The organism is Streptomyces sp. NBC_01450 (assembly GCF_036227505.1).
Taxonomy (GTDB): Bacteria; Actinomycetota; Actinomycetes; order Streptomycetales; family Streptomycetaceae; genus Streptomyces.
The window spans coordinates 2,170,650-2,197,376 of record NZ_CP109481.1 but is presented as its reverse complement, the minus strand read 5'-3'; the positions used below and the strand labels follow the sequence as shown (position 1 = coordinate 2,197,376).

Below are 26,727 nucleotides of genomic sequence, written 5' to 3'. Positions count from 1 at the left end.
TGCGAGCACTACTGCCGTTCGGGAGCGCCATCACTGTGCACGGCCCCACCGAAGCCAGGGCTCACCTCCGCGACCTGGCCACCAATCTTGCCCACCACTATGCGCCGTCACCAACGTCCTGACCCGCAACACCTAGGCCCCACTCTGCCTCGCCAGGCGTCGGGCCGACGGCCTCTTCGCCATGCTCCGCGACGGCACCTTCTACGAACCCCAGCCACCCACCACAATCACCTGACCGGCAGCTCAGCGAAGAGCACGACTCGATCAGTCTCGACATCGAAGCCAAGCACCGGATGCCCGCGGTCGCCCGAGAGGCTGGCCACGCTGGCCGATCCGCGGTGCCGGCGCGGGAAGCGTCACCCCTTCGTGGCAGTACTGCTGACTGCCTGTTCCGCCGTGGTATGGGGGGCGAAGAGCTTCGCGGCGATCAGCGAGTGGGCGGCTAACGCGCCGCAGGACGTCCTGGCTCGACTCGGCGCCCGTACCGCGACTCCCCTGGCCGTACGCGTCCCGCCCAGTGGCGCGACTGTCCGCCGGGTCATCAACAACACCTGCCCCGGCGGCCTGGCTGACCTCCTCGGACACGACCCGGCCGGCGCCGCCCCCTCGCCCTGGACGGCAAGAGCGTCCGCGGCTCCCGCCGGGGCACCACCCCGGCCGCGCACCTGCTGGCCGCGATGACCGACACCGGGATGACCGTCACCCAACTCCGGGCCCCACAGAAGACCAACGAAATCACCTGCTTCGCCGCTCTACTGGACCCCTTTGACCTGGCGGGTGTCACAGTGACCGGCGATGCACTGCACACCCAGCGAGGCCATGCCCGTTTCCTCGTCGAGACCAAGAAGGCGCACTACGCCTTCACCGTGAAGCGGAACCAGAAGAACCTCCACGGGCAGATGCGAAGCCTGCCCTGGCCGCAGACGACTGCGAAGTACTACGACCGCACCGAGGGGCACGGCCGCAAGGAGACCAGGGTCGTGCAGGTGCTGACTGCCACCGGCCTCGGCATCGACTTCCCCCACGCCGCCCAGGTCGTCCGCCACCGCACCGACACCCGGACCGGCAGGCAGAGCCGGGAAACGGTTTACGTGGTCACCGACCTGACCAGCCGCCAGGCGTCCCCGGAACGCCTCGCGACGATCTTGAGGGCGCACTGGGTGATCGAAAACAGGCTTCACTTCGTTCGTGACACCGCCTTCCGTGAAGACGCCTCCAAGCTCCGCATCGGACACGGGCCGGAGAACATGGCCACCCTCCGCAGCTTCGCCCTGAACCGGCTCCGCGCGGTCGGCCACGCCAACGTCGCCGCCGGACTCCGTACGACGGCCGTCCGCCCCTACGAACGACCGCTGGCCCTCCTCGGCCTCAACTGACCTGCACCGAACCATGATCAAGAGACTTCGCAATCACCCTGCGCGGCAAAACCGTCGAAAAGTGCGTCGACGGATTCCATTTTTGACTCATTCCTTACGAACTCCGGGCTGCCAGTGCCCTGGTTGCGGCGGAATCGGGGCAGTACTGTCCGTATCCCAAGGAGGGGACCACATAGGGGGATTCATGTCTTTTCCGACCGACGAAACGCAGGACCCTCGCGAACAAGAATTGGTCGACGGTCATTCCGTCATGGCGAAGGAAGCGCTCCGCTCTCTGACCGCCAGGACCCTGGAGATCGCCCAGAAAGCCGACCCGGAGAACGTGCCCGAGCAGGTCAAGGAGTCTCTCGCGGCGAAGGAGCAGTCCGAGTATCCCGTCTGGATAGGGATGGGCGGGATCTTCGAGGTCACTCTTGACGCCAATTTCACGGACCTGCCCTATACCTTCCACGGAGTCTCCGGAGGTATAGCCCTGGGTGGGGGCTTCACCTGGGGAACCGCATGGTTCAACTACCCGATCGACCGCATCATCGGGTGGGACGCGCGATTCCAGGCGAGTTTCATGCCCGGGGTGGCGACGATCAACTACTGGGGCATGCGCGGTGAAGTCATCGGCTCGATGATCGCCGGCGGACTCACCATCGGCGTCGGCGTCGTAGGCGGCCAGGGTACTTTCCTCCGGCGATAGACGACAGCGATCCGCCGCACGACCCGGGCGGCCGCGGCGTACGGCACCCCCGCCACCGCGGCCGCCCTCGCGACTGCGGCACAGCATCCGCAGGGCCGCGCTGGCCCTCCTCGGCCTCAACTGACCTGGCCACCCCGCACGGCACTCCGGCCGCCGGTACCGCCACGTCCAGCAGGCGGGCGCCCAGGATCGTCTGAAAGGTCCACTCGCGCCGGTACTCGCCGCGAACCTGCGCACAGCGGGCCAGGGCCTGCTCGTCGGAGAACGCGAGGATGAAGCGGATGCCGCCCAAGTCCGCGGTCAGGAGGCCGCGTTCGCCGTCCGGGCCGGGCCCGTCCTCGAGCGGTACCAGGACCGCCGTACGCCGGAACTCACCCAGCAGTGCCTCGAACTCACGCCGACGCGCGGCCACTTCAGGGTCATCGAGAGTGGGCTCCGGAGCGCTCAACCCGCTTACCATCTGGCGCGGGCTCCGGCGTGGCCGGCTCCAGATGCTCTTGCGAAGACCCCCGCACCGGCGCCGATTCGCCGGGCTGGTCCGTCATCATCTCTGCGTAGTCCGCAAGGCGTGACCTTGGAATCTGCTGCGGCTCGTCTGCCGCACCCCCGTGCTCAGGCATGCGGTCCATCATCACAACTGCACATGGCGTGCCACCACAGCACGCGTATCACCCCTGTGACAGCGGGACGTGTGCCCGGCCGCCCGCCAGCGCTCGTACAGCACCTCCAGCACCGACAACGCCCTCTCCCAACTCCTCATCCCACTCCCCCGCGTTGTGTGCCGCGCCCGTACACGTTCGCCGACCGTGGACGTCAATGCCGGCCTGGGCAGGCCAAGGCGAGGAAGGCCAGCCCATCAGGGGAATCCGTCCGCCGCTCGGCGCGCTCTCGGTAAGGCGACGGAATCACGGCCTAGCGGCCAGTGAGGGGGCCGGAGGAAGTGGCAGCCGCGACCGCCGACACCTCGCGGCGGGCAGGCAATCATGGAGGCTTTTCCAACCTGATTGTGTAGTACGTCGGTTGGCTGAGGGCGGCGTTGAGGAAATGGTGAAGCTCCTGGTAGATGGGTTGTCGACCAAGATCAACCTGTCCGCCCGGAGCTTCACGTGCTTGTCTACCCATCGGGGATCGATCTGTCCAACCCGACCCTGCGTTACCTGTCCGACCTGCTGAGAGCCCGGCGTCGTGAGCGCGGCACGCGCTGGCGCCGCCTGACCGCGGGCCGACAGGCTCTGCTCGCGCGGGCCCATCTGCGCTGCGGGCACACGTACACCCAGCTCGCGGCTGGCATCGGGATCGGGCTGGCCACCGTCTACCGGTACATCGCCGAGGCGGTTGAGGTCCTGGCCGCCCTCGCCCCCACCCTCCAGCAGGCCATGACCGTCGCCGCCAACAAGGCATTCGTGATCCTGGACGGCACCCTGCCGCACACAGACCGCATTGCCGCCGATCGCCCCCACTACTCTGGCGAGCACAAGTGCCACGGCACGAACGTCCAGGTCATCGCCGACGCGTTCGGGCGCCTGCTCTGGGCCTCACCTGCCCTGCCGGGTGCCGTCCACGACATCAAGGCCGCACGCACCCACGGCATCATCGAAGCGCTCACCCAAGCCGGCATCCGGACGTGGGCAGACAAGGGATATCAGGGAGCTCGGGGGACGATCCGGGTGCCTTACCGGGGCTGCTGGAGCACGCTCCCAGCCGGGAAGCGGGCGGTGAACTCCTCCCACGCCAGGATCCGAGCCGTCGGAGAGCAGGCCGACGCCACCTTGAAGAGTTGGCGGCTCCTGCGCAAACTCCGTTGCAGCACCACCCGCATCACCGACATCGTCAAGGCCGTCCCGGCCTTGCACCTTGCCACGGCAGCCTGAGGTCGCTGTGGCCGGAAGCATGGACAAGGACAGCGCCACCATCAACGACAGCAAGGGAGACCGCTCACCGTGACAGACGTCAGAGTCACCTACGACAAGACCGTGAACGCAGCGTACGTATACCTCACCGAACCGCAGGCCCACGTGAAGTCCGCGCGCATGTATCCCTGCGATCCAGTGGACGTCGACGGCATGATCAACCTCGACTTCGACGAGCAGGGCCGCCTCATCGGCATCGAGGTATTGGCGGCCAGTTCAAAACTGCCCGAGTACCTGCTCCAGTCCGCGGAGCGACTGGACACCGAAGGTGCATGACCAGTCGAGCACCACGCTCGCGGCGAGCAGGTTGGAAAAGGCTCATGGTCTCGAGGCCCGAATAATTGGCGTAGGGTAGAGGAATCCGACGCGGGGTGGAGCAGCTCGGTAGCTCGCTGGGCTCATAACCCAGAGGTCGCAGGTTCAAATCCTGTCCCCGCTACTGAAACCTGAGGGGCCAGCACATGGTGCTGGCCCCTCAGGCGTGTCCAGCCCCGCGGAGAGCTGACGACGCTGCCGTCAATTTGCCAGCGCTACCGGCGCCGGGGTCGGATGCCCTCGGCGTCCAAGACGGCGGCGATTTCGCGGTAGGACAGTTCGTCCTCGTCCCGGAGCTGGCGGGCGCGGGTCGTACCGGCTTGCACCGTCTCCTCCTCGGTCAGTTCGTTCTTGTGGGCCTGCCAGCCGTACGGCGGGGTGCCGTAGACGTATCGGCCCTTCTCCTTTTATGTGACGCAGGTCTCAAAGAAGTGGTGCAGCAGAAAGGGCCACTCCACGCTTAAAGGGGGGACAGGCAGGGAGGAGCAGTGTGGCTCTGGCAGCCAAATGGAATTCACTGCTTTCCGAGGCGAGTCGAACCAGCCGACCCAGCCGGCATGGCAGGTCCGATTCGACGTCGGCCGGACTGGACCCAGGGGAGGATTTCCAGTCCTTCGTCACGGCCCACTCGGGGGCGTTGTTCCGAGGGGCCCTGGCCCTGACCGGAAGCCGCGAGGCCGCCGAGGATCTGGTCCAGGAAACCCTGGAGCGCACCTTCCGCCGTTGGCGCACCATCGCCGACATGGACGCTCCGGACGCTTATGTGCGGCGGGCCAGGCGGACCGCACCGTCATGCTTGTCCACCAGGACCAGAGCCAGGGCCGCCAGGAAACGGCCTTTGTCGTGCAGGGTGGTGTCGTCGGCGAGGCGGGCCAGGTGGGCCGCACCGTCACGCTGGTAATTCCGGACCAGATCGCGGGCCGCCCGCACGCGGACGGGATGGCCTGCTCGATGCGTCAGGACGCATTCGTAGCAGTCGGGCCCGCGCAGCCTCACATCCGGGATCTCAGCACGTCGACCTCGCAGCCCGGCGCGAACGGGTCGAAGCCGTGCTCGCTCAGCCAGCGAACCACCAGCAGGCTTCGCAACGACCACCACGCGTGGATCACGTCGAGGTCGATGTCGGTGCCATAGCCGGCGATGACGTCGTCGAGGTGCTCCTCGTGTCCGAGCGTGAAGGTGGCGAGGTCGTACAGGGCATCACCCTGGCCCGCCTCGGACCAGTCGATGATGCCGGTGACCTCGTCGCCGTCGACGAAGACGTGCGCGATCTGCAGGTCGCCGTGCGTGAACGCCGGAGTCCACGGCCGGAGAGCGGCCTCGGCGACCTGGCGGTTGCGGGTGACCAGGTCAGCGGGCAGGACACCGTTCGTCACGAGCAACTCGCACTCGTCGTCGAGTTCCGCCGCCAGCGCGACGATACTCCGGCCGGCCCGGCCCGGCAGGGGCGGCAGAGGCGCTTCGTGCAGCTCCCGGATGGCGGCGCCCGCCGCGGCCCACGCCGCCGGCGACCCGGTCGACGGCCCGCCGAGGCGCCCAAGCGTCGTCCCCGGGAGCGCGGCCATCGCGAGCACCGGCGGCTTGCGCCACAGGACCTCCGGGGTCGGCACCGGCGCGAGGGACATCGCCTCGACCTCGACGTCGATGCGCGCCTGATCGGCGTCCACCTTCAGGAACACGTCGCCGACGCGCAGAGTTGCGCGCTCGGAATGGGCGACGACGACTTCGACCTCATCCATGGGCGACCAGTATCCCGGGGATGATTGCCGACGTCGCCGGGTTCATCGCGTGCGATTACGCGGCTGACCGCGTCCCGCTACCCGGCGGCCTCGTGCACGACACCGACCTCTGACCAGGTCAAGCCCACCACTTTTGTGGCTCATCGCAGAAGAGGGTGTAGTCGAGGTCTGTCGGTTTTCGAGGTCGTCGGCACGGATTTTCACGCTCGGCTGCACTCCTGTCCGGGCGCGACAAGACGTGCGCCGGGGAACGAGCTATGCACCGTCATTGCCATCGCGCAGGGAATGGATCATGCTCTGCAGGATCCGGAACGCGCCTGACTGCTCGCTCTCGGTCATACCGGCCAGCATTCTGACCTCGACGGACCGGACCGCTACGGTCGCCTTCTCGAGGCTCTGTCGGCCGCGAGGCGTGAGCTGCGCGGGAAGAACCTTACCGACGGGTGCCTCTGCAGGCCTGGTCACGTAGCCCTCGCGTTCCAGGGCCTGGAGCAGCACGTTCATCGACTGCCGTGTCACGAACGCGCCCCGCGCCAGCTCGGAGTTCGACAAGCCCGGTCGTTGAGCCAGCAGCTCGAGGCAGGAGTAGTGCGTCACGCTCATCCCGAGCGGCCGCAGCACCTCCTCCATGGCTACGCGCAGGACGCTCGACGCCTCTTTCAGCAGATAGCCCAGTGACGTCTCCAGGTCGACACCGTCTTGATTCATGTCAGCATTCTGACATAGGTTGCCTGTGTCAGAAAGCTGACACGAAAGAAGGAGCATCACCATGCCCGCCATCGGCCCCGACTTCATCTCGCTCCAAGCGCGCGACCTCGACGCTTCGCAGGCGTTCTACGAGCGGTACCTCGGCCTCGTCCGCTCGCAGGCCGGACCTCCGCACGCCGTCGTCTTCGAGACGAAGCCGATCGCGTTCGCACTCCGCGACGTCGTTCCCGGCACCGATCTCGCATCCGTTGCCCAGCCCGGCATCGGTGCCGCGATCTGGCTCCACGCCACAGACGTCCAGGCCATTCACGATGCTCTCGTCGCCGACGGTCACACCATCGTCTCCGCACCGATCGACGGCCCCTTCGGTCGGACATTCACCTTCGCCGACCCCGACGGCTACCAGGTCACTCTCCACGACCGCGCCTGATCGGCCAAACGCCACCGGACGATCACCGATCCCCGAAGACCGTGGTTGCGCCCTGGGCTCGTGCGTGACGCTACCTTCCGCCCTGCTGACCTGACGACGTCCTGCCGGCTAGACCTCTGCTTGGAAGTGGTCGGCCAACAGCTGCATCCCGACCACGCGTTGTTGCACTGTCGAGTGGTCGATCCTGATGACTGGTGCCATGCCTGCGGCTGTCTTGGGGTGCCGCGCGACAGCGTGCTGCGCCGACTGGCGCACGTCCCGCTCGGCTGGCGGGCAACGATCCTGCAGGTCCACATCCGCCGCTCCCGCTGTTCGGGCTGCGGGCAGGTCTGGCGCCAAGACACGACCGCGGCCGCCGCGCCGAGGGCGAAACTCTCGACACAGGCGGTGATGTGGGCGTTGAAGAGTGTCGTCATCGACCGGATGTCGATCGCCCGGATCGCCGCCGGGCTCGGAGTGTCCTGGCACACGGGCGTTACCCCTTGACCGTGGACACCCTGATCATTGGATCGTGAAGATCCGAAGGACAGGAGTTCCCGTTGGGGACGTCGAAGTACTCGCCTGAGTTCCGGGCCGATGCCGTCGCGTTGTACCGCTCCAGCCCGGGCCGGACGTACGCGTCGGTGGCCAAGGATCTTGGGGTGAACCACGAGACGCTCCGCACCTGGGTGCGGGATGCCGAGCAGGCCGCCGTGCCCGGCGCGGTGGAGGCCAGCGAGTTGGAGAAGGAGAACAAGCGGCTGCGGGCCCAGGTGAAGGAGCTCGAGCTGGAACGCGAGATCCTGCGGAGGGCCGCGAAGTATTTTGCGGGCGAGACCAGCTGGTGAGCCGTTTCCAGTTCGTTGCCGACCACCATGACGCCTTCGGCGTGAAGCGGCTGTGCCGGATCCTGGGGCTCTCCCGTTCCGGGTTTTACCGGCACCTGGCCGGCTTGGATGCGCGGGCCGGGCGGGCGCGTGCGGACGCCGAACTTGCCGGGCGGATCACGTCGATCCACACCGAGTCCGACGGCACCTACGGGGCTCCGCGCGTCACCGCCGAGCTCCAGGGCGCCGGGCTGCGGATCAATCACAAGCGGGTGGAACGCGTCATGCGGAAGTTCGGCATCGTCGGGCTGCACCTGCGCAAGAAGGTCCGCACCACGGTCCCCGCAGCCGACGCCATCCCGGTGCCGGACCTGATCCAGCGGGACTTCACCGCCTCTGGGCCGAACAAGAAGTACGTCGGCGACATAACCTACCTCCCGGTCGGCGACGGCCAATTTCTTTATCTGGCAACGGTGTTGGACCTGCACTCCAAGCGTCTGGTGGGCTGGTCGATCGCCGACCACATGCGGACCGAACTGGTCACCGACGCCCTCAAGGCCGCCGCCGGCGCGCGGGGAGGGAACCTGCGCGGAGCGATCTTCCACAGCGACAACGGAGCCCAGTACGCCTCCAAGGAGTTCGCCCAGGTCTGCAAGGACCTCGGCGTGATCCGATCACGCGGGGCCGTCGGCACCAGCGCGGACAACGCCGCCGCGGAGTCGTTCAACGCCAGCATGAAAAGGGAGACTCTCAAGGGCGCGAAACGCTGGCCCGGAGCTCGCGCCGCCCGCCTTGCGGTCTTCCGCTGGGTCACCCGCTACAACACCTGGCGACGGCACTCAGCCCTCGGTCAGCAGAGCCCGATCAACTACGAACAGCGATCAACTACGCTGACCACCGCCGCATAACAACCGGTGTCCACGATCAAGGGTGAAGGCCCCACCGTCAACGACGCCGTCCTGGCGACCGGCCACCAGCTGCCGATCGCCGACCCGACCCGCTTCGACGGTGTCCAAGTCCTGGGCGTGGATGAGCACGTGTGGCGCCACACCACACGGGCTCTGACCAGGCCGGATAAGGTTATCGGCAAGGGCAGGTCTGCCGCTTCACGGCGAATTGCTAGCGGTTTGTGGAGTCGCCGCGCGTCGAGGCGAGTTCGATGCCGCGAATTCTGCGGAGCCAGCTGACAAACAGCTTGAGCGCGATTCCGCACCCGGCACACCAGCCCCACCCCTCGGTCAGGAGGGCGTGCACACCGTCCTCGTACTGGATGTACACCACCTGCGCGCCGACCGCCAGCGCGATGGACCCGTGCGTGCGCGACTCCGTCGACAACAGCCAGTCCACAGGCATCCACAGTGGAGCAGCGACGTCGTGGAGGCGCATCCGCAGCGCCGCCCAGAGGAAGCCGAAGGCGTAGCGCGTCCTGCGGCGCGAAGAGAGGACGATGCCGTTCCCAGGATCGCCGGCAAGGACCGCGGCCCACTCCTCACGGAGGTTTGCCCTACGACCTCCGGCAACAAAGGAGGCGAGATCCAGAGTCCGATGGGCAGCCCTGCCGCCTGAGTGAACCGTTCTCCCCGGGTTCTCACGCTCCTCTCGCTCGCGCAGCGCCCGCGAGCCATGGCGCACGGCGGTGAACAGCAGACCGGTCGCGGCGAGCAGGATCGTGACCGCCGTTACCGCGCCAAACACCCAGCCGGTGGTGAGGAGGGTCTGGGCGAACGCCGGCTCGGGGGTGAGTATCTTCAGGAAGAAGCCGACGAGCAGCAAAATCGCTGCCAGTGTGCCGGACAGTACCGGCGCCAGCACGGCGACAACAGCCAGCGCCCCGGCGCCGGAGCCCTCAGCGCGCCGCTCATCTGTGGTCACGCCGTGCCCCTTTCGGATGCTGGTCGCAGTCCGAAAAGACGAGGCTTCCGCTCCCTGGCCCGGTGGGCTGCCTGCTGGCCGGCAGCAGTGAGTTCGTAGTAGTACCGCTTCGGCCTACCCGGGTGCTCACCGGTCTCCTCATACCGGGACGCCCACCCAGCGTCGACCAGGCGCTCAAGGATGGGATAAACAGTCCCGGACCCGAGATCGGCTTCCTCGCAGATCTTCAGCCCCCAGGCGGGATCGTCGGCAGTGGACGCCAGCAACACCTTGATCACCTCAAGCGTCGGGCGCGTAAGACGAATTGATGCCATGTCACGAGTGAAGCACCGCGCCGACCATATGTCGAGTACGACATTCGGTTGGCTCGGGCTCCCCCGGACGCCATGCTGTGTGCGGACAGGCCAGTGATGGCGCGTACCGCATCGAGCCCGTGCTTGTTGAGGAGCTCAAAAAGGCCCTCGCCATTGCCGACGCCCCACCTGACCCGCTTCGTCGGCAGGAAACAGCCGACGGGGGTTAGGAGTTGCCTTCAAGTGTCACGCCCACATCTTGAAGCCCGACCCCAGCCGCTCGTGGAACCGGCCCGCGCCGGTCGGCGTCCCTCCATGAGTCCGTAAGATCGACTTCACCGAAGGACGCGTCCATGACCGGTATGGCTGCCCGCTACCTGTATCTCACCCGCCATGGCGAGGCATCGTCGGACGAAAGTGAACTGACGGATGCGGGCCGCCACCAGGCCGCCTTACTGGGGGAACGGCTCCGTGGGGTTCCGCTGGCGGCAATCCACCACGGGCCTCTCGCCCGTGCTGAACAGACCGCCCGGCTGATCGCTGAACGGCTCGACGGCGTTCCCCACCGTCGCTCCGAAGCTGCTGGCGACTACCTCCCCTACCTGCCGACACGCGAAGAGCTGCCGCCGGAGGCAGCCGACACCTGGCTCAAGTTCCTGGACCAGTTCACGGCTGAGGAACGCGAGCAGGGCCCCGGGCTCGCGGCGGCGGCGCTCGCAGACTTCACCGGACCTGTCGTCGGCGACGAACCGCGCCACGAGCTTGTCGTCACCCACAACTTCCTCGTCGGCTGGCTCGTTCGAGCCGCCCTCGACGCGCCGAAGTGGCGCTGGCTGGGCATTAACCATGCCAACGCGGCCCTGACCGTCATCCGCTACGCACCCGACCGCCCCCCGGCGGTCCTCCTCTTCAACGACACCGGCCACCTCCCCACCGAGCTGCGCTGGACCGGCTTCCCGCCAGAGCTCCACGTCTGAGGCCCGTGGGCGAGATCGATGTTGATCCATCGGAGGGAGCAGCTGATCCTGTCGGCAAACGCGTTTGCCGACAGGAGCTGCATGCATCCAATGAACCCGGACTATCCAGGGCGCCGGGGCGACGCCGATCCAATCAGATCCGATGGTGATTGATGACAGGGTTTGGCGACAGATAGGGTCCGACCCCTCCGCATGGAACGGGCCCTTCGGTGGCGAACCTGGTCTACAAACGGATCTCGACCGACCAGCAGTCGACTGCCCGGCAGAACCTCGTCCTGGCCGTGGCCGGGATCGAGGACCCAGTCGTCTTCGAGGAGCAGGCCGGCACCTCCAGCCGCCTCCACCCGCTCCAGCGCCCGAAGTTCAGCGAGCTGCTGACATACGCACGGCCGGGCGACACCGCGCACATCTGCGAGATGTTCCGCCTCGTGCGCGGCACCCAGCACATCCTCGACGTGCTCGACGTCCTGCATCGCGATCGTCTCGCCCGACGCATCCGCGACGGCGCGTTCTCCGCGATGGACCTCACCGCCCGCCACCCGCACATCGGAGAGCTGTTGTCCACCATGAAGTTCATGGTGCAGACCCTCGCCGCCACCGGCGAACTCCAGCGCGACCTTCAGCGCGAGCTGACCTACGACGGGCTGCGGGCCGCCGAGGCCAAGGGCAGCAAGGGCGGCCGCCGCCCTGCCATCCCACCCGGGAACACCGACGCCGTCCGCACGGCGTACCCGGACGGTCGGTCCATCGCCGCCCTGGCCCGCGAACACGGCGTCAGCCGCGGCGCCATCCGCACGGCCGTCGCCGACCTCATGAACGTCCTTCGGGTCATGGGTGGTCGAAGTGCGGCCGAAGTTCCTGAGTGGTTTCGGACCGTGGTGGCGAAGAAGGTTGATTCAGAGGCGTTGTTCTAGACGAGTCATTCCGATGTGGTCAGTGGTCATAAGCGATCAAGGATCGTATGACGGGCTGGCCGGTCTTGTGGTTGTGCCAGATCGCGGCGGCCATCGCGAGGATGCGTTGGGCGACGCGGACGGCGACACCTTCGAAGGTCCGTCCACCGTGCCGTTCCAGGTCGAGCTGGCCTTTGAGGGTGTCGTTGACCGACTCGATCAGCTGCCGCACCGACTTCAGGAGGCTCTCGCCCCTGCGCTTCTTCTCGCGCTTGAAAGAAGGACGCAGCAACTCCGCGCCCCGGAAGGCCAGATCGGCCTCGAACTCCTTGGAGGCGAAGCCTTTGTCTGCGATCACCAGCAGGCTCGGCCGGTCCGTGGACAGGTGCGGTTCGCGGTCCAGCATCGCCGACAGCACCTCCCGCTCATCCAGTTTCGGGTTCGCCAGTGCCCACAGGATGGGCATCCCGGTCGGGGTGCATACCAGGAACAGGCGCAGGCCCCAGAAGAACCGGGAGTGCGAGGCGCAGTACCCGTATCCGGCCCAGCCGGCCATGTCCGACCGCTTCACCGTCGGACGCGAGCGGCCGCACTCCACCGGTGTGGAGTCGATGATCCAGTGGTTGTCGAACCAGAAGTCCGTATCGACGGCCAGCAGTCGTATTGCCCTCTTGACCAGTGGCAACGCTGCCCGCAGCCGCTTGTTCCAGCCCGGCTGCCTGGGCACGTACGGGAACATCGCTCCCAGTCGGGAGTCCACGAACCGCAGCCAGCGCGACTCCGAGGTGTAGCCCAGCAGCGCCTGGGCGACGGCAAGGGTGACCAGCTCAGAATCCGTCAGCTGCGGCGGTCGGCCAAGCCATCGGCTACCTCCGATCTCGTCGTCGATCTTCACGTACAGTGCGGTCAGCAGGGCGTCTAGGTTGTTCGTCACACAACGATCTTGGACGCCCTGTCTGCGTTCCCAGACACACCGTCAGCATTCGGAATGACTCGTCTAGTCGTGATCGGTGGCGAGGGCGACGTGCCGCCAGGCGTCCATCTCTTTGCGGAAGGTGTCCAGTTTGGCGTCGAAGGCTTGCAGGGTGTCGGCTCCGAGCGGGAGGCGCAGGGGCGGCTCGGGGGCGGCGGCGATCTCGATGATGGCGCGCGCGGCCTTGGCGGGGTCGCCGGGCTGGGCGTGGTTCAGGCTCGCGGCGGCCGCACGCATCGCGCCGACGGTGGGCGCGTAGTCTTCGATGATGTCGGGGCCGGTGTGCAGGTTGGCGGGGTCGAGGAAGCCGGTGCGGAAGAAGCCCGGTTCCACCAGCGTCACGTGGATGCCCAGGGGGGCCAGTTCGATGCGGAGGGTCTCGGTGAAGCCTTCGACGGCGAACTTCGTGGAGGCGTAGATGCCCCAGCCCGGCGCGGTGGCGAAGCCCACGATGGAGCTGATGTTGATCACGTGCCCGGCGCGCTGGCGGCGCAGTACCGGCAGTGCGGCGCGCTGGACGGCGAGCGGGCCGAACACGTTGGTCTCGTACACCGCGCGGACCGCGGCGTCGTCGGACTCTTCGACGGCGGCGAGCAGCCCGGTGCCGGCGTTGTTGACCAGGACGTCGATCCGGTCGAACCGCTCGACCGCCGCGTCGACGGCCGCCTGGATGCTCTGCGGGTCGGTCACGTCCAGCGCTACGGTGAGCAGCGCGTCGCCGGCGTCGGGGAACTGCGCGCGGACGGTTTGGGTGTTCCTGGCCGTCGCGACCACCTGGTGGCCTGCTGCGAGGGCGGCTCGGGTGATCTCCAGGCCGAAGCCCCGGGACGATCCCGTGATGAACCAAACGCTCATTGTCTTCTCCAGTGTTCAGACGGTGCGCAGGTCGAAGGCCGCGCGGTTTTGGGAGATGAAACCCTCGACGTCGAGGGGGTCGCTGCCGCCGATCGTCTTCACGAGGTCGTTGGTGCCGGCGAAGACGCCGTTGCGGTAGTCGACGGCCACGGCGAGCAGGTGCTGGATCAGGTGGTCCGGCGCGCCGCGTCCGCGCAGGATGGCGGCGAATTCGTCGAGTTCGATGGGAACGTAGGTGACTTCGCGGTCCAGCGCCCGCGACATCTTCTCGGCGATCTCGTAGTGGTTGAGTTCCTCGGCTCCGTACAGCGGGTAGATCTGGCCGGCGTGCGGGGCGGGGTTTTCCAGGATGGCCGCGATCACCTTCGCCTGGTCGCTTTCCGCGATGGGGGCGTGGCGTCCGTCGGCGAACGGCAGGCGCAGTTCGCCGGTTCCGTCGGCCCAGGTGTCGATCAGCCACTGGGCGAAGAAGGTCGGGCGGATGTGGGTGACGGGGACCGGGGCGTGGTCCAGGACGCGTTCGGCGACCCAGTGGTGGCGTGCCGCGTTGCTGGCGGTGTTGCGGCGGGCGGAGATCTGCGACATGTTCACGATCGCCTGGACCCCGTTCTCCTCCGCGGCCTGGGCCACGTTCACGGTGGCGTCCATCAGGCCGGGGCGGATCGGATAGGTGAAGTACAGGGCGTCGATCCCCTTGGTCGCCGCGGCCAACGAGTCCAGGTCGAGGACGTCGCCTTCCACGACGTCCGCTCCGAGGGAGGCGAGCCGCTCGGCGCGCCCGTCGAGGCCGCGGACGAGTGCGCGGACGTGGTGCCCGCGCTGGAGCAGGAGTTCGGTGGTGTGGCCGCCGGTCTTGCCGGTGGCTCCGATCACGAGGAGGTTGCGTTCCATGACGGTGATCTCCGTTTCTTGAGAGGGCGCTGGTGAGACTTCCAGCGTCGGTCCTTCGAGCGGGTGCCGCTGAAGATGAGTGAGGCGGTGCGATGCCCGTCCAACAGGAGGCTGTGACTGTTTGCGGGCTCGGTCGCCGAGTGGCTGCGGCGGTGTGGTCAGGGTGTGTGGCGGGGCCGGAGGGCGAGCAGCGCGGTGGCCGCGGCGATTGCGGCGCCGGCCTGGACGGACCAGGCATGGTTGAAGGCAGTGGTGGTGGCCTGGGGGGTGAGGGCGACGAGGAGGGCCACGCCCACGGCGCTGCCGATCTGTCGGCTCATGTTCAGTACGGCGCTGCCGGTGGTGGCGCGTTCGGGTGCGAGGGTGCCGGCGGCGGCGAACAGCGGCGCCTGGGACAGACCGCCGGCCAGGCCGACCAGGATCAGGCCCGGGAACATGCCGCCCCAGTAGTCGGGGGTGGTGTGCACGGTCGCGATCCAGTAGGCGGCGGCGAGTGCCATGGCCAGCGTGCCGGTCACGGCGGGGGCGGTGCGTCCGAAGCGGCTCTGGATGGGTCCGGCGTTCATGGCGAAGGCGATCGAGGCCAGGGGCGCCGGGGCGATGCAGACCCCTGCGCGCAGTGGGCTGAAGTGCCAGACCTCCTGCATGAACAGGGCGGTGCTGAGCAGGACGATGGCGAAGCCGGCGGAGAACAGGAACAGGGCCACAGTGGCGGCGGTGAACTGCCTGCCGGCGAAGAGCTGCTTCTCGATCACCGGTGCCTTGGCGCGCAGGGTGCGTTCGACGGTCGCGGCAGCGGCCAGGGCGGCTGCGGCGAACAGGGCCACGGTGCGCAGGTCCGTCCAGCCCCACCCTGGCCCCTGGACGGTGGCGAGCACCAGCAGGCTCACGGTCAGCAGCAGTGCGAGGGCGGAAGCGGCGTCCGGTACAGCGGCACCCTTGGGCCGGCGCACCTCGGGCAGCAGCAACGCGCCGACGACGAGGGTGGCGATGCCGACGGGAACGTTGATCAGGAAGATCCACCGCCAGTCGAGGGTGACGAGCAGTCCGCCGACGGGCGGGCCCGCCGAGGCCGCGATCGCGCCCACGCCCGCCCACAGACCCACCACCAGGGTGTGCTGGCGCTTGGGGAAGCTCGGGTAGAGCAGACCCAGCGAGGTCGGCACGATCATCGCCGCGCCGACGGCCTGGACGGCCCGGGTACCGACCAGCACCCCGAGGCTCGGCGCGGCGGCCGCGACGGCGGAGGTGAGGGTGAAGAGAGCCACTCCGGACAGCAGCATCTTCTTACGTCCCCAGTGGTCCGCGATCCGGCCCGCGGGCACGAGCACGGCGGCGAAGACGATCGCATAGGCCGACAGCACCCACGACACGCTCGCGATACCCGGGCCCGGGAACGACTGCCCGATCCCGTCGAGAGCGACGTTGACGACGAAGAAGTCGAGCTGCGCCATGAAGGCGACGGCACCGAGCACCGCCATGATGCTCCAGCGGCGCGGGTGCCCTGCCTCGCCGACGGCCGGAGCGGGGCCGGTGTGCGACGGCGTAGCGACCGCCTGCGGTGCAGCCTGTGTGGACATCCCGTCCGCCTCTCTTGAGAATGGGCTTGGCAACCCTTTTTCGACCTGCCTCCAGGAGACATCTCAGAGAATGGGTTGTCAAGCCCCTTTTTGCAGTAAGGTGGTCGGCATGACCACCACCAGCGAAGCGTCGGGTCAGAAGCTGACCGCCAAGGGGCTGGCCACCCGTGAACGCATCGTCAGGGCGGCCGCCGAGCTGATCTACGAACATGGCGCGCAGAACACCAGCAACGAGCAGGTCCGGGAGGCCGCCGGGGTCAGCGGCTCGCAACTGACACGCCACTTCCCCACCAAGGAATCCCTGGTGCGCGCGGTGCTCGCCTGGCAGGCCGACAGCATCGTCGCCCGCCACCAGGCACCCGAGCTGGGCGAGCTGGACAGCTTCGCCGCCCTGCACCGGTGGGCCGACTCCTACATCGCCTCGCAGGACATGCTGCGCGGCGGGTGCACGTTCGGCTCCCTGGCCGCCGAGGTCGTCAAGAACGAGCCCTCCCACCGGGACGCGGTGGCCGACGGCTTCGAACGATGGCAGGAACTGTTCAGGCGCGGCCTGAGCAAGATGCGCGAGCGCGGCGAACTGCGGCCGGAGGCCGACCCGGCCGCGCTCGCCCACCTGCTCACCGCCGCGTTCCAGGGCGGAGCACTGCTGGACCAGGCGGCCGGCGAGTCGACACCCCTGCGTGATGCGCTGTACGGGGCTCTCGGCTACATCGAGTCATTCGCCGCGGAACGCTGACCGCACCGCGCAGCGCGGACCTTCGAGCGAGCAGCGCTCAGGAAGCGCCTGAGGCGGCTGGGCGGGGTGTCCGCTGGGACCGGGCTCGTGCCGTGAGGGGGAGTCCCGCGAAAGCTTGATCGCCGACGCGCTCCAGCGCGGCCGTGTCGAGCCCGCCCCTGGCCAGCACCTCCATGCCCCGGTTGATCGCCATGAGCAGCTGGCTGACTTCGTGGGCGTCCGCCTCGATGTCGAGGTCGCCATGCCGCTGCGCGGCCTGAACACACTCGATCAGGGAACCCTCGATTTTCCCGAGGGCTTGCTTGACGCGGGCGGTGGCCTGCGGATCGTGGTCGGCTCCCTCGACGACGAAGCCGGTCACCATGCAGCCGAGCCCGTCGGGGTCGTCGTGCACGAATCGCGCCGACTTGACGAGGTATGCGCGCAGCCGTTCCAGCGCGGTGTCATCGGGGCCGTCGAGTACGGCCGCCCAGGCGGTCTCGGTGCGGTCGCAGTACGCCTCCAGCGTCCGCAGGTACAGCTGGCTCTTGTCGCCGAAGGCGGCGTAGAGGCTGCCGCGGCCCAGCCCGCCGGCCTTGGCGATGTCGTCCACGCTGGTACCGGCGTATCCGGTACGGCGGAACTGTCGCTCGACGGCCTGTACGACCTTGTCCTTGTCGAATCCTGGTGGGCGCCCCATGGCCGCCAGCCTACAGGCAGCACAACCATTCTTGACATTCCGTTCCACAAGTTCATACGGTTCCTGACGGAGCGGTCCAGAATCCTGGGGTCGTTGTCCGCGGCATCCCGCGAATCCCGCAGAACGGATGAGACGTATGTCCTTGCACGGCGGAATCAACGACCTCGCTACCGGTGACGGCAACCCCGTTGCGGCACGAAGCAGCCGGACGGCGACCGACGTAGTCACCTCTGACCTGGTGCTTCGCCTCACGCGAGGGGTGGAGGGCAGCGGCCGTACCGTGAGTTGCACCCCCATGACGGGCGAGATCGTCGCGGAACTGCCCGAGTCGACACCCCACGATGTGGAGGTGGCGTTCAGCAGGGCCCGGAAGGCCCAGCGGGAATGGGCGTCGCTTTCGGTGCGAAGGCGTGCGGCGGTACTGCTCCGGTTTCACGACATCCTCCTGGACAAACAGGCCGAGGCGATGGACCTGATCCAGGTGGAGACAGGAAAGGCCCGGCTGCACGCACACGAGGAAGTGCAGGGAGTAGCCGTGGTGGCCCGGCACTACGGGCGCAAGGCCCCCGCGTACCTCCGGCCGCGGCGCCACCTCGGCGCGTATCCCCTGCTCACGAAAGTCACCGAGTGGCACCACCCGCGAGGCGTGGTCGGGCAGATCGTCCCCTGGAACTACCCCCTCGAACTCTCCCTGGCGGACGCGCTGCCCGCGCTCGTCGCCGGCAACGCCGTGGTGACGAAACCGGACACGCAGAGCGCCCTGACACCGCTGTGGGCGCGCCGACAGCTCATCGAGGCAGGGCTGCCGGCCGACGTCTGGCAGATCGTCATCGGCGACGGCCGGGGCGTCGGATCCGCCGTAGTGGATCAGGCCGACTACGTCTCGTTCACCGGCTCTGTTCGCACCGGCCGGGAAGTCGCGACCCGCGCGGCGACCCGTCTGGTCGGCGCCTCACTCGAACTGGGCGGCAAGAACGCCCTGCTCGTGCTGGCCGACGCGGACCTGGACAAGGCGGCCGACGGCGCGGTGCGCACGAGCTTCACCTCGGCCGGCCAGTTGTGCCTGTCGACCGAGCGGATCTTCGTCCACTCCTCGGTCGCACCCGCGTTCTTGGAGCGATTCGTCCAACGCACCAAAGCACTCACCCTCGGCACATCGCTGAGCTACGGGGTCGGCATGGGTTCACTGGCGGGCCGACGCCAACTGGAAACAGTGTCCCGGCATGTCGATCAAGCCGTCGCCGAGGGGGCCACCGTCCTCACCGGGGGCAAGCCGCGCCCTGACATCGGCCCCTTCTTCTATGAGCCCACCGTTCTGGACGGCGTGGAGCCCACGATGGCCGTCCATGCGGAGGAGACGTTCGGACCGGTCGTATCGGTGTACCGATTCACCGACGAGGACGAGGCGATCGAGCGAGTGAACGCCACGCCGTACGGCCTCAACTCCAGTGTGTGGACGAAAAACACACGGCGCGGCGAACGCATCGCGGCCCGTCTGCAGAGCGGCACCGTGAACATCAACGAGGGCTACACATCCGCCCATGGCAGCGTCCGGTCCCCGATGGGCGGCATGAAGGACTCCGGACTCGGCCGTCGGCACGGCCTCGAAGGCATCCTCAGCTATACGGAGTCGCAGACCGTCGCCACGCAGCGGATACTTCCGCTGGCCCCGTCGATGGGCATGGACGATCAGCAGTACGCGGCTTTCATCAGCATGAGCCTCCGTGTCATGAAGGCACTGAGGCTCCGCTGATGACCGAACCGAGCCGCGCGGAGGCGCTCGCGCGCCGTCATCGGCACGCCTGGCTGCTCGCCACCCTCACCGAACTGATCGGCGACTGCGCACAGGCCGCGGGTGAGGTGTACAGGCCGGTCGCCGAGGCCCCTCCCCCACAGACCGACGTCCCCGTGAACCTCGGGCCGCTTGTCGGTCTCCGCCGGTCCGCCGGTACCCGGGTGGATGCGGCACGTGCTCAGGACGCCGCGCGATGCGCCACAGCCGAGACGGAAGGGGTATCGGCCCGGGCGGACGGCGTGCCGGCGGACGTCGGCGCCGACTTCCTCACCGACCTGCTGGACGATCCGGCACAGGCCGTAAAGCGGGCCCGGAAACTGGCGAATACAGGCCGGTTCACCGTGGATCAGATCCTTGACGAGGCAACCGATTCGGCCGTGCTGTCCGGACTGCTCTCGCTCCACGAAGCACAGCGGCAGTCCGACCCGAGCACGGCGGCGGCCAGGTGCCTGGCCGCCGCCGGGCACTTCGCCTTGGCCGTCTCCGTGGTCTTGGTCCACGTACCGGCGGCCACGCCCTGAGGAAGTGAAGCGACTCGGGTACGGCGGACTATCGCGCAACCTCGGCGGGAACGTCGCGGACGATCTCCGTCAGCTCGCCGGAATCGATGTCGTAGAAGAGGCCGTAGATCTCAACGTGCTCCGGGGTTCCCGGGCTGTTGCGGATCAGGCTCACGTCGTAGTTGAGCGACTTCTCGAAGTCGGTGATGGCGATGCCGTCCCAGTCGTACAACGACGAGATGTCGGAGTGCTGCTCATCTTTCCACGCAGCGGTGATTCCCTCCGCCGTGAAGGAGGTGGCTCCGCAGAAGGAGTGGTGTACGACGACGACTCGCTCGAGTCCGAAAAGGTGTTGGGAGACCGTGATCGAGCGAAGAGCGTCCGCGGCGCGACCGCCCCCGACGATCAGGGGGAACACCGTCGCTGTGGAGCCGATCCTCCTGCCGGTCTCGTCGAGGAGAAGTGCGCCGGGGTAGACCTCGTCGCCGAAGTGGTCGGCCACCGCTTGCGCGGCCCCGGCTGCCCGGGGGTCGAAGCAGTACATGACGATCGTCCTGACGGGAATCGAACCGGTGACGATCTCCCGAGCCAGCGCTTCATCGAAACCCGGCTGCGCTCGGAACGTGAACTCCGCAAAATCGGACACTGCTTGACTCCGCTTCTCATGGTTGACTCCCCGGCTTTCTCGGGAAGCCAGGAACGTTTCAGACAAGGAATGGGGATGTGGCACCGGCGGTGAGGGCTCTTCGCTACTCCCCCCACGGTCCGCCGGCCACGCCCCGCTCCATGGTGGTGATGCCGTCGGCTGCCCGCTCCTGCGCGAGGTGGAAGGCGAGCGCGTAGGGAGGCGCCGCTGTCTCGGAGCGGGCACCGTGGGCAAGGACTTCCTCGGCCAGATGGTGGGCCATCCGAAGCCGCGGATACGCGGCATGGATCTGACTCTGCTCCGCGGCCACGAGGTCGGCGTTCTTGCCGAAGTCGACCCAGATGCCTTCGTAGGTCAGGTGGGTCAGCAGCCCCATGCGTTCGGGGATCTGCGGAGTGGTGTGCAGAGCGATGGCCTCCCAGACCTTGTCGACATCCCCCGCCGGGGCGCCGAGACCGGTCAGCAGAGCGGCGGCGAGATCGGCGCTCTCGATCTCGAACCGGTGCAGGCCCGGTGCGTCCGGCCCGGTGCCCAGGTCGTGCAACACGTTGGCGGCGAAGAGGAGTTCCTCGTTGTAGTCCGCGTCGTTCAGAACCCCCTGGTGGGCGGCGAACAGGCGGGACCAGTAGAAGCCCCGGACGCAGTGGTTCAGCACGGACGGATGCACCGCGGCGCGGGCTGCGGCGAGGCTCGCCTCGACCAGCGGCCCGGAAGGGAGAGCGAGTACACCCTCGTGCAGCCTGGTCGAGAGGGTGGGGGGTGTGTTGGTCATGATGTGACGCTACGAGAGCGGATCGCGTGCGAAAAGTGGCACGGGTGCCATGCAGCGCTACTGTCGTGCCACTATGACGAACAGACATCATGTCGCCGTGCTCGTGCTGCCCGGTGTGCTCGCGCTCGAATTCGGCGCGGCGACGCAGATCTTCTCGACGGACCCGTACTACGAGCTGACCGTGTGCGCCGACAACGGGCCCGGACCCGTGCCTGTGTCCGGCTTCGTGATCACTGTCGCAGCCGGCCTCGAAGCACTGGAAGGCGCCGACACGGTGATCGTCCCGGGTTACGACGACATCGACACGATCCATTCACCGGGACTCCTGACGGCGCTGCGGGCGGCTCACGCCCGGGGCGCCCGGCTCGTCTCCATCTGCACCGGGGTCTTCGCCCTCGCCGCGGCCGGACTGCTCGACGGGCGCCCCGCCACCACGCATTGGCGGCATGCCGAGCAACTGCGGCGGCGCTACCCGCACGTCGATGTGCTGCCCAACCAGCTCTACGTCGACGACGGCGACATCCTCACGTCCGCCGGCGTGACGGCGGGGATCGACCTGTGTCTGCACCTGATCCGCACCGACCTGGGTGCGGCGGCGGCGAACACGCGCGCCCGAGACCTCGTCGCGCCGCCACGGCGACGGGGAGGCCAGGCCCAGTTCATCGAACAGTTCCGCCCCGAAGCCAGCGGAGACGAGCTCGCCCCCCTGCGGGAGTGGATGCTCGACAACCTCGCGGCCACGTTCACCGTGGACGACCTCGCGGAGCACGCCCATATGTCGCGGCGGACCTTCATCCGCCGCTTCCGTGAGGAAACCGGCACCACGCCGATGGCCTGGCTGACCGACGCACGCATCGACCGGGCACGCGAACTGCTGGAGGCGGGCTCCTTGCCCGTCGAGCAGGTCGGCCGCCTCACCGGCTTCGGCGCCCCCGCTTCCCTGCGGGCCGCCTTCCACCGGCATCTCGGCACCTCCCCCCAGGAGTACCGGACCCTGTTCCGCCACAAGGAGGAGCCGCCGCAGACCTGATGGTGCGCCCGCCAGTGCCCGGCGGGCCCCCATGGGCCGGTTCGAAGGCCACCCGAGCATTCTTGACATGTCGTTCCAGAACTCCATAGGGTTCTTGACAAGGCGGTCCAGAACTCCGCCGCCAGTCGCTCTCGACACCCCTCGAAGCCCACGGAACGGAAAGAGACGCATGTCTTCGCAAGATCAGATGGCCCCTCCGCTAGCACAGAGGGGAGGCGAAGGATCCTCAAACACCCGTCCGGCTCTCATCCTTGCTGTGCTGGCCATGGCGAGTTTCCTCGGCCAACTCGACGTATGGATCACCAACGTCGGCCTGCCGAACATCGGGCAGGGCCTGGGCTCGACCTCTCTGTCGGACCTGAGCTGGGTGCTGAATGGCTACGCAATCGTCTTCGCCGCCCTTCTCGTCCCTGCCGGACGGCTCGCCGACCGCTTCGGACGCAAGAACGGCTTCCTTCTCGGCATGGCTGTCTTCGTAGCAGCGAGCCTCGGGGCCGCTCTGGCCGACGACGTATGGGTGCTGGTCGTCTTCCGCGCCGTCCAGGCGGTGGGCGCCGCCCTGCTGACCCCCGCCAGCCTCGGCCTGGTCCTGACGAGCGCCCCCGCCGACAAGGTGGAGCGGTACGTCAAGATCTGGTTCACCGCAGGCTCACTGTCCGGGGTATGCGGACCGATCTTCGGCGGACTGCTGGTCCAGATCTCCTGGCGGTGGCTGTTCCTGGTGAACATTCCCGTCGGGCTGCTCGCCATCGTGATGGCCGCCCGGCTCGTGGCCAACGCCAAGCACGAACAAGACGCCCGCATCCCCGACATGCTCGGCGGCGTCCTGCTGATCGTCATGGTCGGCGCCCTGGCTCTCGGCGTGGTCAAGGCGCCCGACTGGGGCTGGTCGGACACCCGCGTCATCATGTCTCTGGTGGTGGCAGTGGTCGGGCTTGCCGCGTTCCTGCTCCGCTCGTCACGCCACCAGGTGCCCGTGGTCGACCTTTCCCTCTTCCGTGACCGGATCTTCGCCTCGGGGAACCTCGCCGGCATGCTGCAAGTGGCCGCGTTCGGCAGCCTCCTGCTGTCGACGATCCTCTGGCTGCAGACGCACTGGCACTACTCCGCCATCAAGACCGGATGCGCCAGCCTTCCCGGCCCGATCGGCTTCGCGGTGGCCGCCACTGCCAGTGAAACCCTCCAGCGCCGGTTCCGGATCCCGGCCGGTGTCATCGCGGCGGTCGGCAGTGCGATCGCCTCTGCCGGCATCCTTCTCTTCGCCGTTCTGCTGCACAACGACCCGAACTACGCTTCCGGAGTCCTCCCGTGCTGGCTGCTCTTCGGGTTCGGCGCCGGGCTGGCGCTCCCGACCGTCGTCTCTTCCGCGACGGTCGGCCTGCGCCCCGAGCAGGCCGCTACCGGCAGCGCCGTCGTGACCATGTCGACCCAGATCGGATCGGTCGTCGGCATCAGCATCCTGGTCGCCATGCTCGGCACCGCCTCCGGTGGGGCCTCTCTGGACACCTACCGTCACGCATGGCTGGTCACGATGGCCCTCATGGCCGCCGCGGCCGTGGTGTCGCTGGGCGTCTCGCAGAAAAGGCCGGTGGCAGTGCGATGACGGCGTCCGTTCCGGCCCAGGCTTCCCGCGCCGCGGACTCCACCGGCGGGCGGGCCCGCTGGCTCGGCCTCCTGGTGGTCTGCCTCGGCGTCATGATGGCCTTCGTCGACGTCACCTCCACCATCTCGGCCCTGGGCGACATACAGAGCGACCTGCACGTCACCGCGAGCACGCTGGTATGGATCACCAGCGCGTACAGCCTCGCTGTCGTGAGTTTCGTGATGTCCGCCGGGACCTTCGGCGACCTCGTGGGGCGTCGGCGCGTGTTCAGCCTGGGTGCCGCCGTCTTCCTGACCGGCAGCGTGGTCGCTGTCTTCGCCGACAGCGCCGGCATGCTCATCACCGCACAGGCGATCGCGGGCCTCGGCGGGGCAGCCGTGCTGCCGACGAGCCTCGCGATCGTCAGTGCCACTTTCACCGACCCGCACGAGCGCACCGCCGCGATCGGCATCTGGGCCGCGTGCTCCGGAGTGGGCCTGGCCGTCGGCCCGATCCTCGCCGGAGCCCTGCTCGAACACTTCTCCTGGCACGCCGTCTACATCGCCAACATCGTCATCGCAGGCGCGGCCCTCCTCCTGGCCCCGGTCTTCGTGGCCGAGTCCAAGCACCCGACGCGCAAGTCCGATCTCGCGGGCCTTGTCCTGGGCACGGTGATGACGGCCTCGGCCACTTACGCGATCATTCAGGGCGGGTCCACGGGATACACCAAGGCGCCGATCATCACCATGTACGTGGTCTTCGCGGTATCCCTGTTCCTGTTCGTGCGGGTGGAACTCCGTCACCCCGACCCCATGCTGGACCTGAGGCTCTTTCGGAGCGCCTCCTTCTCGGCCGTGATGGGCGTGGCCGCTGTCAGCGTCTTCGGACTGGTCGGTGTCGCCCTGCTCAGCGTGCTCTACATGGAACGCGTGGGACAGACCAGCCCCGTCGACGTCGGCGTACGCCTGCTACCACTGTTCGGAACGTTCCTCCTGGTCACCGTGGTATCCGCCCGGGTGCTGGTGCACCGGGTCGGCCTCACCCCCTTGATCACCGCGGGTCTGGTCCTCATCGGAGCCGGTTCCCTTGCGCTGTCCGCGACCGATACGTCGGGAGGTTACGGAGCGATGTGGCCCGGGCTGCTCATCGCGGGCATCGGCGCGGGCCTGCTGACGGCGCCTTCGACGGCTGCCGCGGTCAACAGTGTCCCGCCTCAGCAGCAGGGCATGGCGGCGGCAGCGGTGAACATGGCTCGTCAGCTGGGAACCGTGCTCGGCCCCAGTGTGCTGGGAACGATCGTCACCAGCCGCTTCCCCCGGAACCTGCACGACCGTCTCGTCGAGGCGGACATCCCCTCGCCGCGGGCGGACAAGATCGTGGAGGGTGTGTCACACGGCAGCGGCGCGACACACCTCCCCGCATCCCTCGCTCGCGTGGTGGGAACGGAGGTACCGAGGGCGTTCACCGACGCCGTGCACCTGGGCAACGTCATAGGCGGAGTCGTACTGATCGTCATGGCCGTGCCTGCGGCGCTGTTCGTCCGCCAGAAGGTTCACAGTCCCCCGACATCCACCGAAGCGTGAGCGATACGTCGACGGGACGGTGTGCGGCGCCCACCGGGCTTCTGGCCGCACAACGTCCCCTCGGGTAGCCGGTGTTGACCGCTGAGCATAGCCATCGACACCGGCACCGCCCACGAGCCGAGCACCGGTCGAAAGGACGGCCGGACCTCCGGGCGACGCCGCGATCAGCCGTCGGTCCGGTTCGAGTCAGACTGAAACCGCGCGCCTGACCCCCGCGTCAGCGCGCGCGTGAAAGAGAGAAACCGGCATGGCCAAATTCCTGCTCAGCGTCCACGTGCTGGGGGCGATCCTGCTCATCGGACCGGTCACCATTGCGGCGAGCTTGTTCCCGCGCTTTGCGCGCCAGGCACTGGGCGACGGACCCGAGCAGGAATCGGCCGAGGGCCCGGTCCGGCTGCTGCACCGGATCTGCCGGGTCTACGCCGTGGCCGGCGTCTCCGTCCCGGCCTTCGGTGTCGGCACCGCTCAGGTGATGGGTGTGATGGGCAGTGCCTGGCTCATAGCCTCCATGGCTCTGACCGTGGTAGCCGCAATCCTGCTCGGCATCGCGGTACTCGGCACCCAGGACGACGTGGTCACCCACCTCGACAAACCCGAACGGACTCCGGCCTCCGCGGAGTCCCTCATCGCCCGGCTGCCCCGCCTGTCGATGATCACCGGCCTGTTCGCCCTCGCGTGGTTGATCGTGGTGGTCCTGATGATCGTCCGCCCCGGCTCGACGACAGGCGCATGACGGCTCACTGAAGAAACTCCGCCAGCAGGACTTCACCGGGCTGGTCCAGCCGCGCACCGACGTCGGCCCTCTGGTCTCGAGCACGGCGAGCCCGACCACGCTTCCTATGGTTGCCGCGCACGGTTCGTGCAAAGCCCGATCTGGTAGACCATGACGACGCGCATCTCGGCCCCCGTGACCGGCGAGATCACCTTGGCCGTCGCCGTCAGTATGCAGTCGCCGCACCATTTGGGGCCCGGTCGCAGGGCTCTTTCAGATCCCGGGTCCTGGGTCAGTGGGCCAGTGCCCGGATCCGCGTGTGCGTATGTCGATTCCGCCGACAAAGTCAGCATCCAGAACCGACGTGTCCTCCCAAGCCAGTGTGG

The 26,727-nt window shown here is 67.9% G+C and carries 26 protein-coding genes, 1 tRNA gene and 4 pseudogenes; 19 read left to right on the top strand and 12 right to left on the bottom strand.

What is annotated here, in order from left to right; translation table 11 throughout:
- Positions 1 to 231: 231 nt before the first annotated feature.
- The 7 genes and pseudogenes from OG568_RS58625 to OG568_RS58590 all read left to right on the top strand — a co-directional run.
- Complete coding sequence (locus OG568_RS58625) at positions 232 to 681, top strand: transposase family protein (RefSeq protein ID WP_443077989.1); 450 nt, start codon at positions 232 to 234, stop codon at positions 679 to 681.
- Positions 612 to 1,376 (top strand): ISAs1 family transposase, encoded by a 765-nt coding sequence (locus tag OG568_RS58620; RefSeq protein ID WP_329538314.1) that lies wholly within the window; start codon positions 612 to 614, stop codon positions 1,374 to 1,376. The genes OG568_RS58625 and OG568_RS58620 overlap by 70 nt, the downstream gene beginning before the upstream one ends.
- Before the next feature lie 184 nt (positions 1,377 to 1,560).
- Positions 1,561 to 2,064 carry a hypothetical protein gene (locus OG568_RS58615; protein WP_329538109.1) on the top strand — a complete coding sequence of 168 codons (504 nt, stop codon included), beginning with the start codon at positions 1,561 to 1,563 and terminating at the stop codon, positions 2,062 to 2,064.
- 1,106 nt (positions 2,065 to 3,170) lie between these two features.
- Positions 3,171 to 3,935: a transposase family protein gene (locus OG568_RS58605; protein ID WP_329538108.1), complete on the top strand. Its 765-nt coding sequence runs from the start codon at positions 3,171 to 3,173 to the stop codon at positions 3,933 to 3,935.
- Positions 3,936 to 4,004: 69 nt separating this feature from the next.
- The gene (locus OG568_RS58600; RefSeq protein WP_329538107.1) at positions 4,005 to 4,250 is read left to right on the top strand and encodes a DUF2283 domain-containing protein; all 246 of its coding nucleotides are present in this window, start codon (positions 4,005 to 4,007) and stop codon (positions 4,248 to 4,250) included.
- Positions 4,251 to 4,339: 89 nt separating this feature from the next.
- Positions 4,340 to 4,413: transfer RNA gene (locus OG568_RS58595), tRNA-Met, on the top strand.
- Between the two features lie 366 nt (positions 4,414 to 4,779).
- A pseudogene (locus OG568_RS58590) lies at positions 4,780 to 5,016 on the top strand (sigma factor); the annotation flags it as partial.
- 32 nt (positions 5,017 to 5,048) lie between these two features.
- On the opposite strand, the gene OG568_RS58585 reads toward OG568_RS58590, so the two are convergent.
- The 3 genes from OG568_RS58585 to OG568_RS58575 form a co-directional block, all read right to left on the bottom strand.
- Complete coding sequence (locus tag OG568_RS58585; RefSeq protein ID WP_329538343.1) at positions 5,049 to 5,219, bottom strand: hypothetical protein; 171 nt, start codon at positions 5,217 to 5,219, stop codon at positions 5,049 to 5,051.
- A gap of 62 nt (positions 5,220 to 5,281) precedes the next feature.
- On the bottom strand, positions 5,282 to 6,028 hold the full coding sequence (locus tag OG568_RS58580; protein WP_329538106.1) for a phosphotransferase family protein: 747 nt from the start codon (positions 6,026 to 6,028) through the stop codon (positions 5,282 to 5,284).
- Between the two features lie 255 nt (positions 6,029 to 6,283).
- Positions 6,284 to 6,736, bottom strand: a complete 453-nt coding sequence (locus tag OG568_RS58575) for a MarR family winged helix-turn-helix transcriptional regulator (RefSeq protein WP_329538105.1) — start codon at positions 6,734 to 6,736, stop codon at positions 6,284 to 6,286.
- A 61-nt stretch (positions 6,737 to 6,797) separates the two neighbouring features.
- On the opposite strand from OG568_RS58575, the gene OG568_RS58570 reads away from it, so the two are divergent.
- From OG568_RS58570 to OG568_RS58560, 3 genes and pseudogenes are all read left to right on the top strand, one after another.
- Complete coding sequence (locus OG568_RS58570) at positions 6,798 to 7,166, top strand: VOC family protein (RefSeq protein ID WP_329538104.1); 369 nt, start codon at positions 6,798 to 6,800, stop codon at positions 7,164 to 7,166.
- 60 nt (positions 7,167 to 7,226) lie between these two features.
- Positions 7,227 to 7,637 (top strand): annotated as a pseudogene (locus OG568_RS58565) (ISL3 family transposase); the annotation flags it as partial.
- A gap of 68 nt (positions 7,638 to 7,705) precedes the next feature.
- Positions 7,706 to 8,880, top strand: a protein-coding gene (locus tag OG568_RS58560; RefSeq protein WP_266421100.1) for an IS3 family transposase whose coding sequence is annotated in 2 segments (ribosomal slippage) — positions 7,706 to 7,973 and positions 7,973 to 8,880 — 1,176 coding nt in all. Because the reading frame shifts where the segments join, the coding sequence is not laid out codon by codon here.
- A 715-nt stretch (positions 8,881 to 9,595) separates the two neighbouring features.
- Here the strand turns inward: OG568_RS58560 and OG568_RS58555 are convergent.
- A pseudogene (locus tag OG568_RS58555) lies at positions 9,596 to 9,826 on the bottom strand (hypothetical protein); the annotation flags it as partial.
- A gap of 14 nt (positions 9,827 to 9,840) precedes the next feature.
- A complete protein-coding gene (locus OG568_RS58550; RefSeq protein ID WP_329374810.1) occupies positions 9,841 to 10,158 on the bottom strand; it encodes a PadR family transcriptional regulator in 318 nt (105 codons plus the stop codon).
- 332 nt (positions 10,159 to 10,490) lie between these two features.
- Here OG568_RS58550 and OG568_RS58545 point away from each other — a divergent pair, with 332 nt between their 5' ends.
- Both OG568_RS58545 and OG568_RS58540 read left to right on the top strand, forming a co-directional pair.
- Positions 10,491 to 11,114: a histidine phosphatase family protein gene (locus OG568_RS58545; RefSeq protein ID WP_329538103.1), complete on the top strand. Its 624-nt coding sequence runs from the start codon at positions 10,491 to 10,493 to the stop codon at positions 11,112 to 11,114.
- Between the two features lie 209 nt (positions 11,115 to 11,323).
- Positions 11,324 to 11,929 (top strand): annotated as a pseudogene (locus tag OG568_RS58540) (recombinase family protein); the annotation flags it as partial.
- Positions 11,930 to 12,047: 118 nt separating this feature from the next.
- Here OG568_RS58540 and OG568_RS58535 read toward each other — a convergent pair.
- The 4 genes from OG568_RS58535 to OG568_RS58520 form a co-directional block, all read right to left on the bottom strand.
- Complete coding sequence (locus OG568_RS58535; RefSeq protein WP_329532835.1) at positions 12,048 to 12,941, bottom strand: IS982 family transposase; 894 nt, start codon at positions 12,939 to 12,941, stop codon at positions 12,048 to 12,050.
- Between the two features lie 63 nt (positions 12,942 to 13,004).
- A complete protein-coding gene (locus OG568_RS58530) occupies positions 13,005 to 13,835 on the bottom strand; it encodes an oxidoreductase (RefSeq protein WP_329538102.1) in 831 nt (276 codons plus the stop codon).
- Positions 13,836 to 13,850: 15 nt separating this feature from the next.
- Complete coding sequence (locus tag OG568_RS58525; protein ID WP_329538101.1) at positions 13,851 to 14,726, bottom strand: NmrA family NAD(P)-binding protein; 876 nt, start codon at positions 14,724 to 14,726, stop codon at positions 13,851 to 13,853.
- 158 nt (positions 14,727 to 14,884) lie between these two features.
- Entirely contained in the window at positions 14,885 to 16,306 is a 1,422-nt protein-coding gene (locus OG568_RS58520) for an MFS transporter (RefSeq protein WP_329538100.1), read from the bottom strand.
- A 109-nt stretch (positions 16,307 to 16,415) separates the two neighbouring features.
- Here OG568_RS58520 and OG568_RS58515 point away from each other — a divergent pair, with 109 nt between their 5' ends.
- Complete coding sequence (locus tag OG568_RS58515) at positions 16,416 to 17,042, top strand: TetR/AcrR family transcriptional regulator (RefSeq protein WP_266592373.1); 627 nt, start codon at positions 16,416 to 16,418, stop codon at positions 17,040 to 17,042.
- A gap of 37 nt (positions 17,043 to 17,079) precedes the next feature.
- Here the strand turns inward: OG568_RS58515 and OG568_RS58510 are convergent, their stop codons facing one another.
- Positions 17,080 to 17,721: a TetR/AcrR family transcriptional regulator gene (locus OG568_RS58510; RefSeq protein WP_329538099.1), complete on the bottom strand. Its 642-nt coding sequence runs from the start codon at positions 17,719 to 17,721 to the stop codon at positions 17,080 to 17,082.
- A 127-nt stretch (positions 17,722 to 17,848) separates the two neighbouring features.
- Here OG568_RS58510 and OG568_RS58505 point away from each other — a divergent pair, with 127 nt between their 5' ends.
- On the top strand, positions 17,849 to 19,474 hold the full coding sequence (locus OG568_RS58505; RefSeq protein WP_329538098.1) for a succinic semialdehyde dehydrogenase: 1,626 nt from the start codon (positions 17,849 to 17,851) through the stop codon (positions 19,472 to 19,474).
- Positions 19,474 to 20,037 (top strand): hypothetical protein, encoded by a 564-nt coding sequence (locus tag OG568_RS58500; RefSeq protein WP_329538097.1) that lies wholly within the window; start codon positions 19,474 to 19,476, stop codon positions 20,035 to 20,037. The genes OG568_RS58505 and OG568_RS58500 overlap by 1 nt, the downstream gene beginning before the upstream one ends.
- A 28-nt stretch (positions 20,038 to 20,065) precedes the next feature.
- Here OG568_RS58500 and OG568_RS58495 read toward each other — a convergent pair whose 3' ends face one another.
- On the bottom strand, positions 20,066 to 20,662 hold the full coding sequence (locus OG568_RS58495; RefSeq protein WP_266592381.1) for a carbonic anhydrase: 597 nt from the start codon (positions 20,660 to 20,662) through the stop codon (positions 20,066 to 20,068).
- A 103-nt stretch (positions 20,663 to 20,765) separates the two neighbouring features.
- On the bottom strand, positions 20,766 to 21,434 hold the full coding sequence (locus OG568_RS58490) for an HD domain-containing protein (protein WP_329538096.1): 669 nt from the start codon (positions 21,432 to 21,434) through the stop codon (positions 20,766 to 20,768).
- A gap of 73 nt (positions 21,435 to 21,507) precedes the next feature.
- Here OG568_RS58490 and OG568_RS58485 point away from each other — a divergent pair, with 73 nt between their 5' ends.
- From OG568_RS58485 to OG568_RS58470, 4 genes are all read left to right on the top strand, one after another.
- Complete coding sequence (locus OG568_RS58485; protein ID WP_329538095.1) at positions 21,508 to 22,464, top strand: GlxA family transcriptional regulator; 957 nt, start codon at positions 21,508 to 21,510, stop codon at positions 22,462 to 22,464.
- 265 nt (positions 22,465 to 22,729) lie between these two features.
- On the top strand, positions 22,730 to 24,067 hold the full coding sequence (locus tag OG568_RS58480; protein ID WP_266592387.1) for an MFS transporter: 1,338 nt from the start codon (positions 22,730 to 22,732) through the stop codon (positions 24,065 to 24,067).
- A complete protein-coding gene (locus OG568_RS58475) occupies positions 24,064 to 25,629 on the top strand; it encodes an MFS transporter (protein WP_329538094.1) in 1,566 nt (521 codons plus the stop codon). The genes OG568_RS58480 and OG568_RS58475 overlap by 4 nt, the downstream gene beginning before the upstream one ends.
- Before the next feature lie 247 nt (positions 25,630 to 25,876).
- Entirely contained in the window at positions 25,877 to 26,362 is a 486-nt protein-coding gene (locus tag OG568_RS58470) for a DUF2269 family protein (RefSeq protein ID WP_329538093.1), read from the top strand.
- Positions 26,363 to 26,727 lie beyond the last annotated feature (365 nt).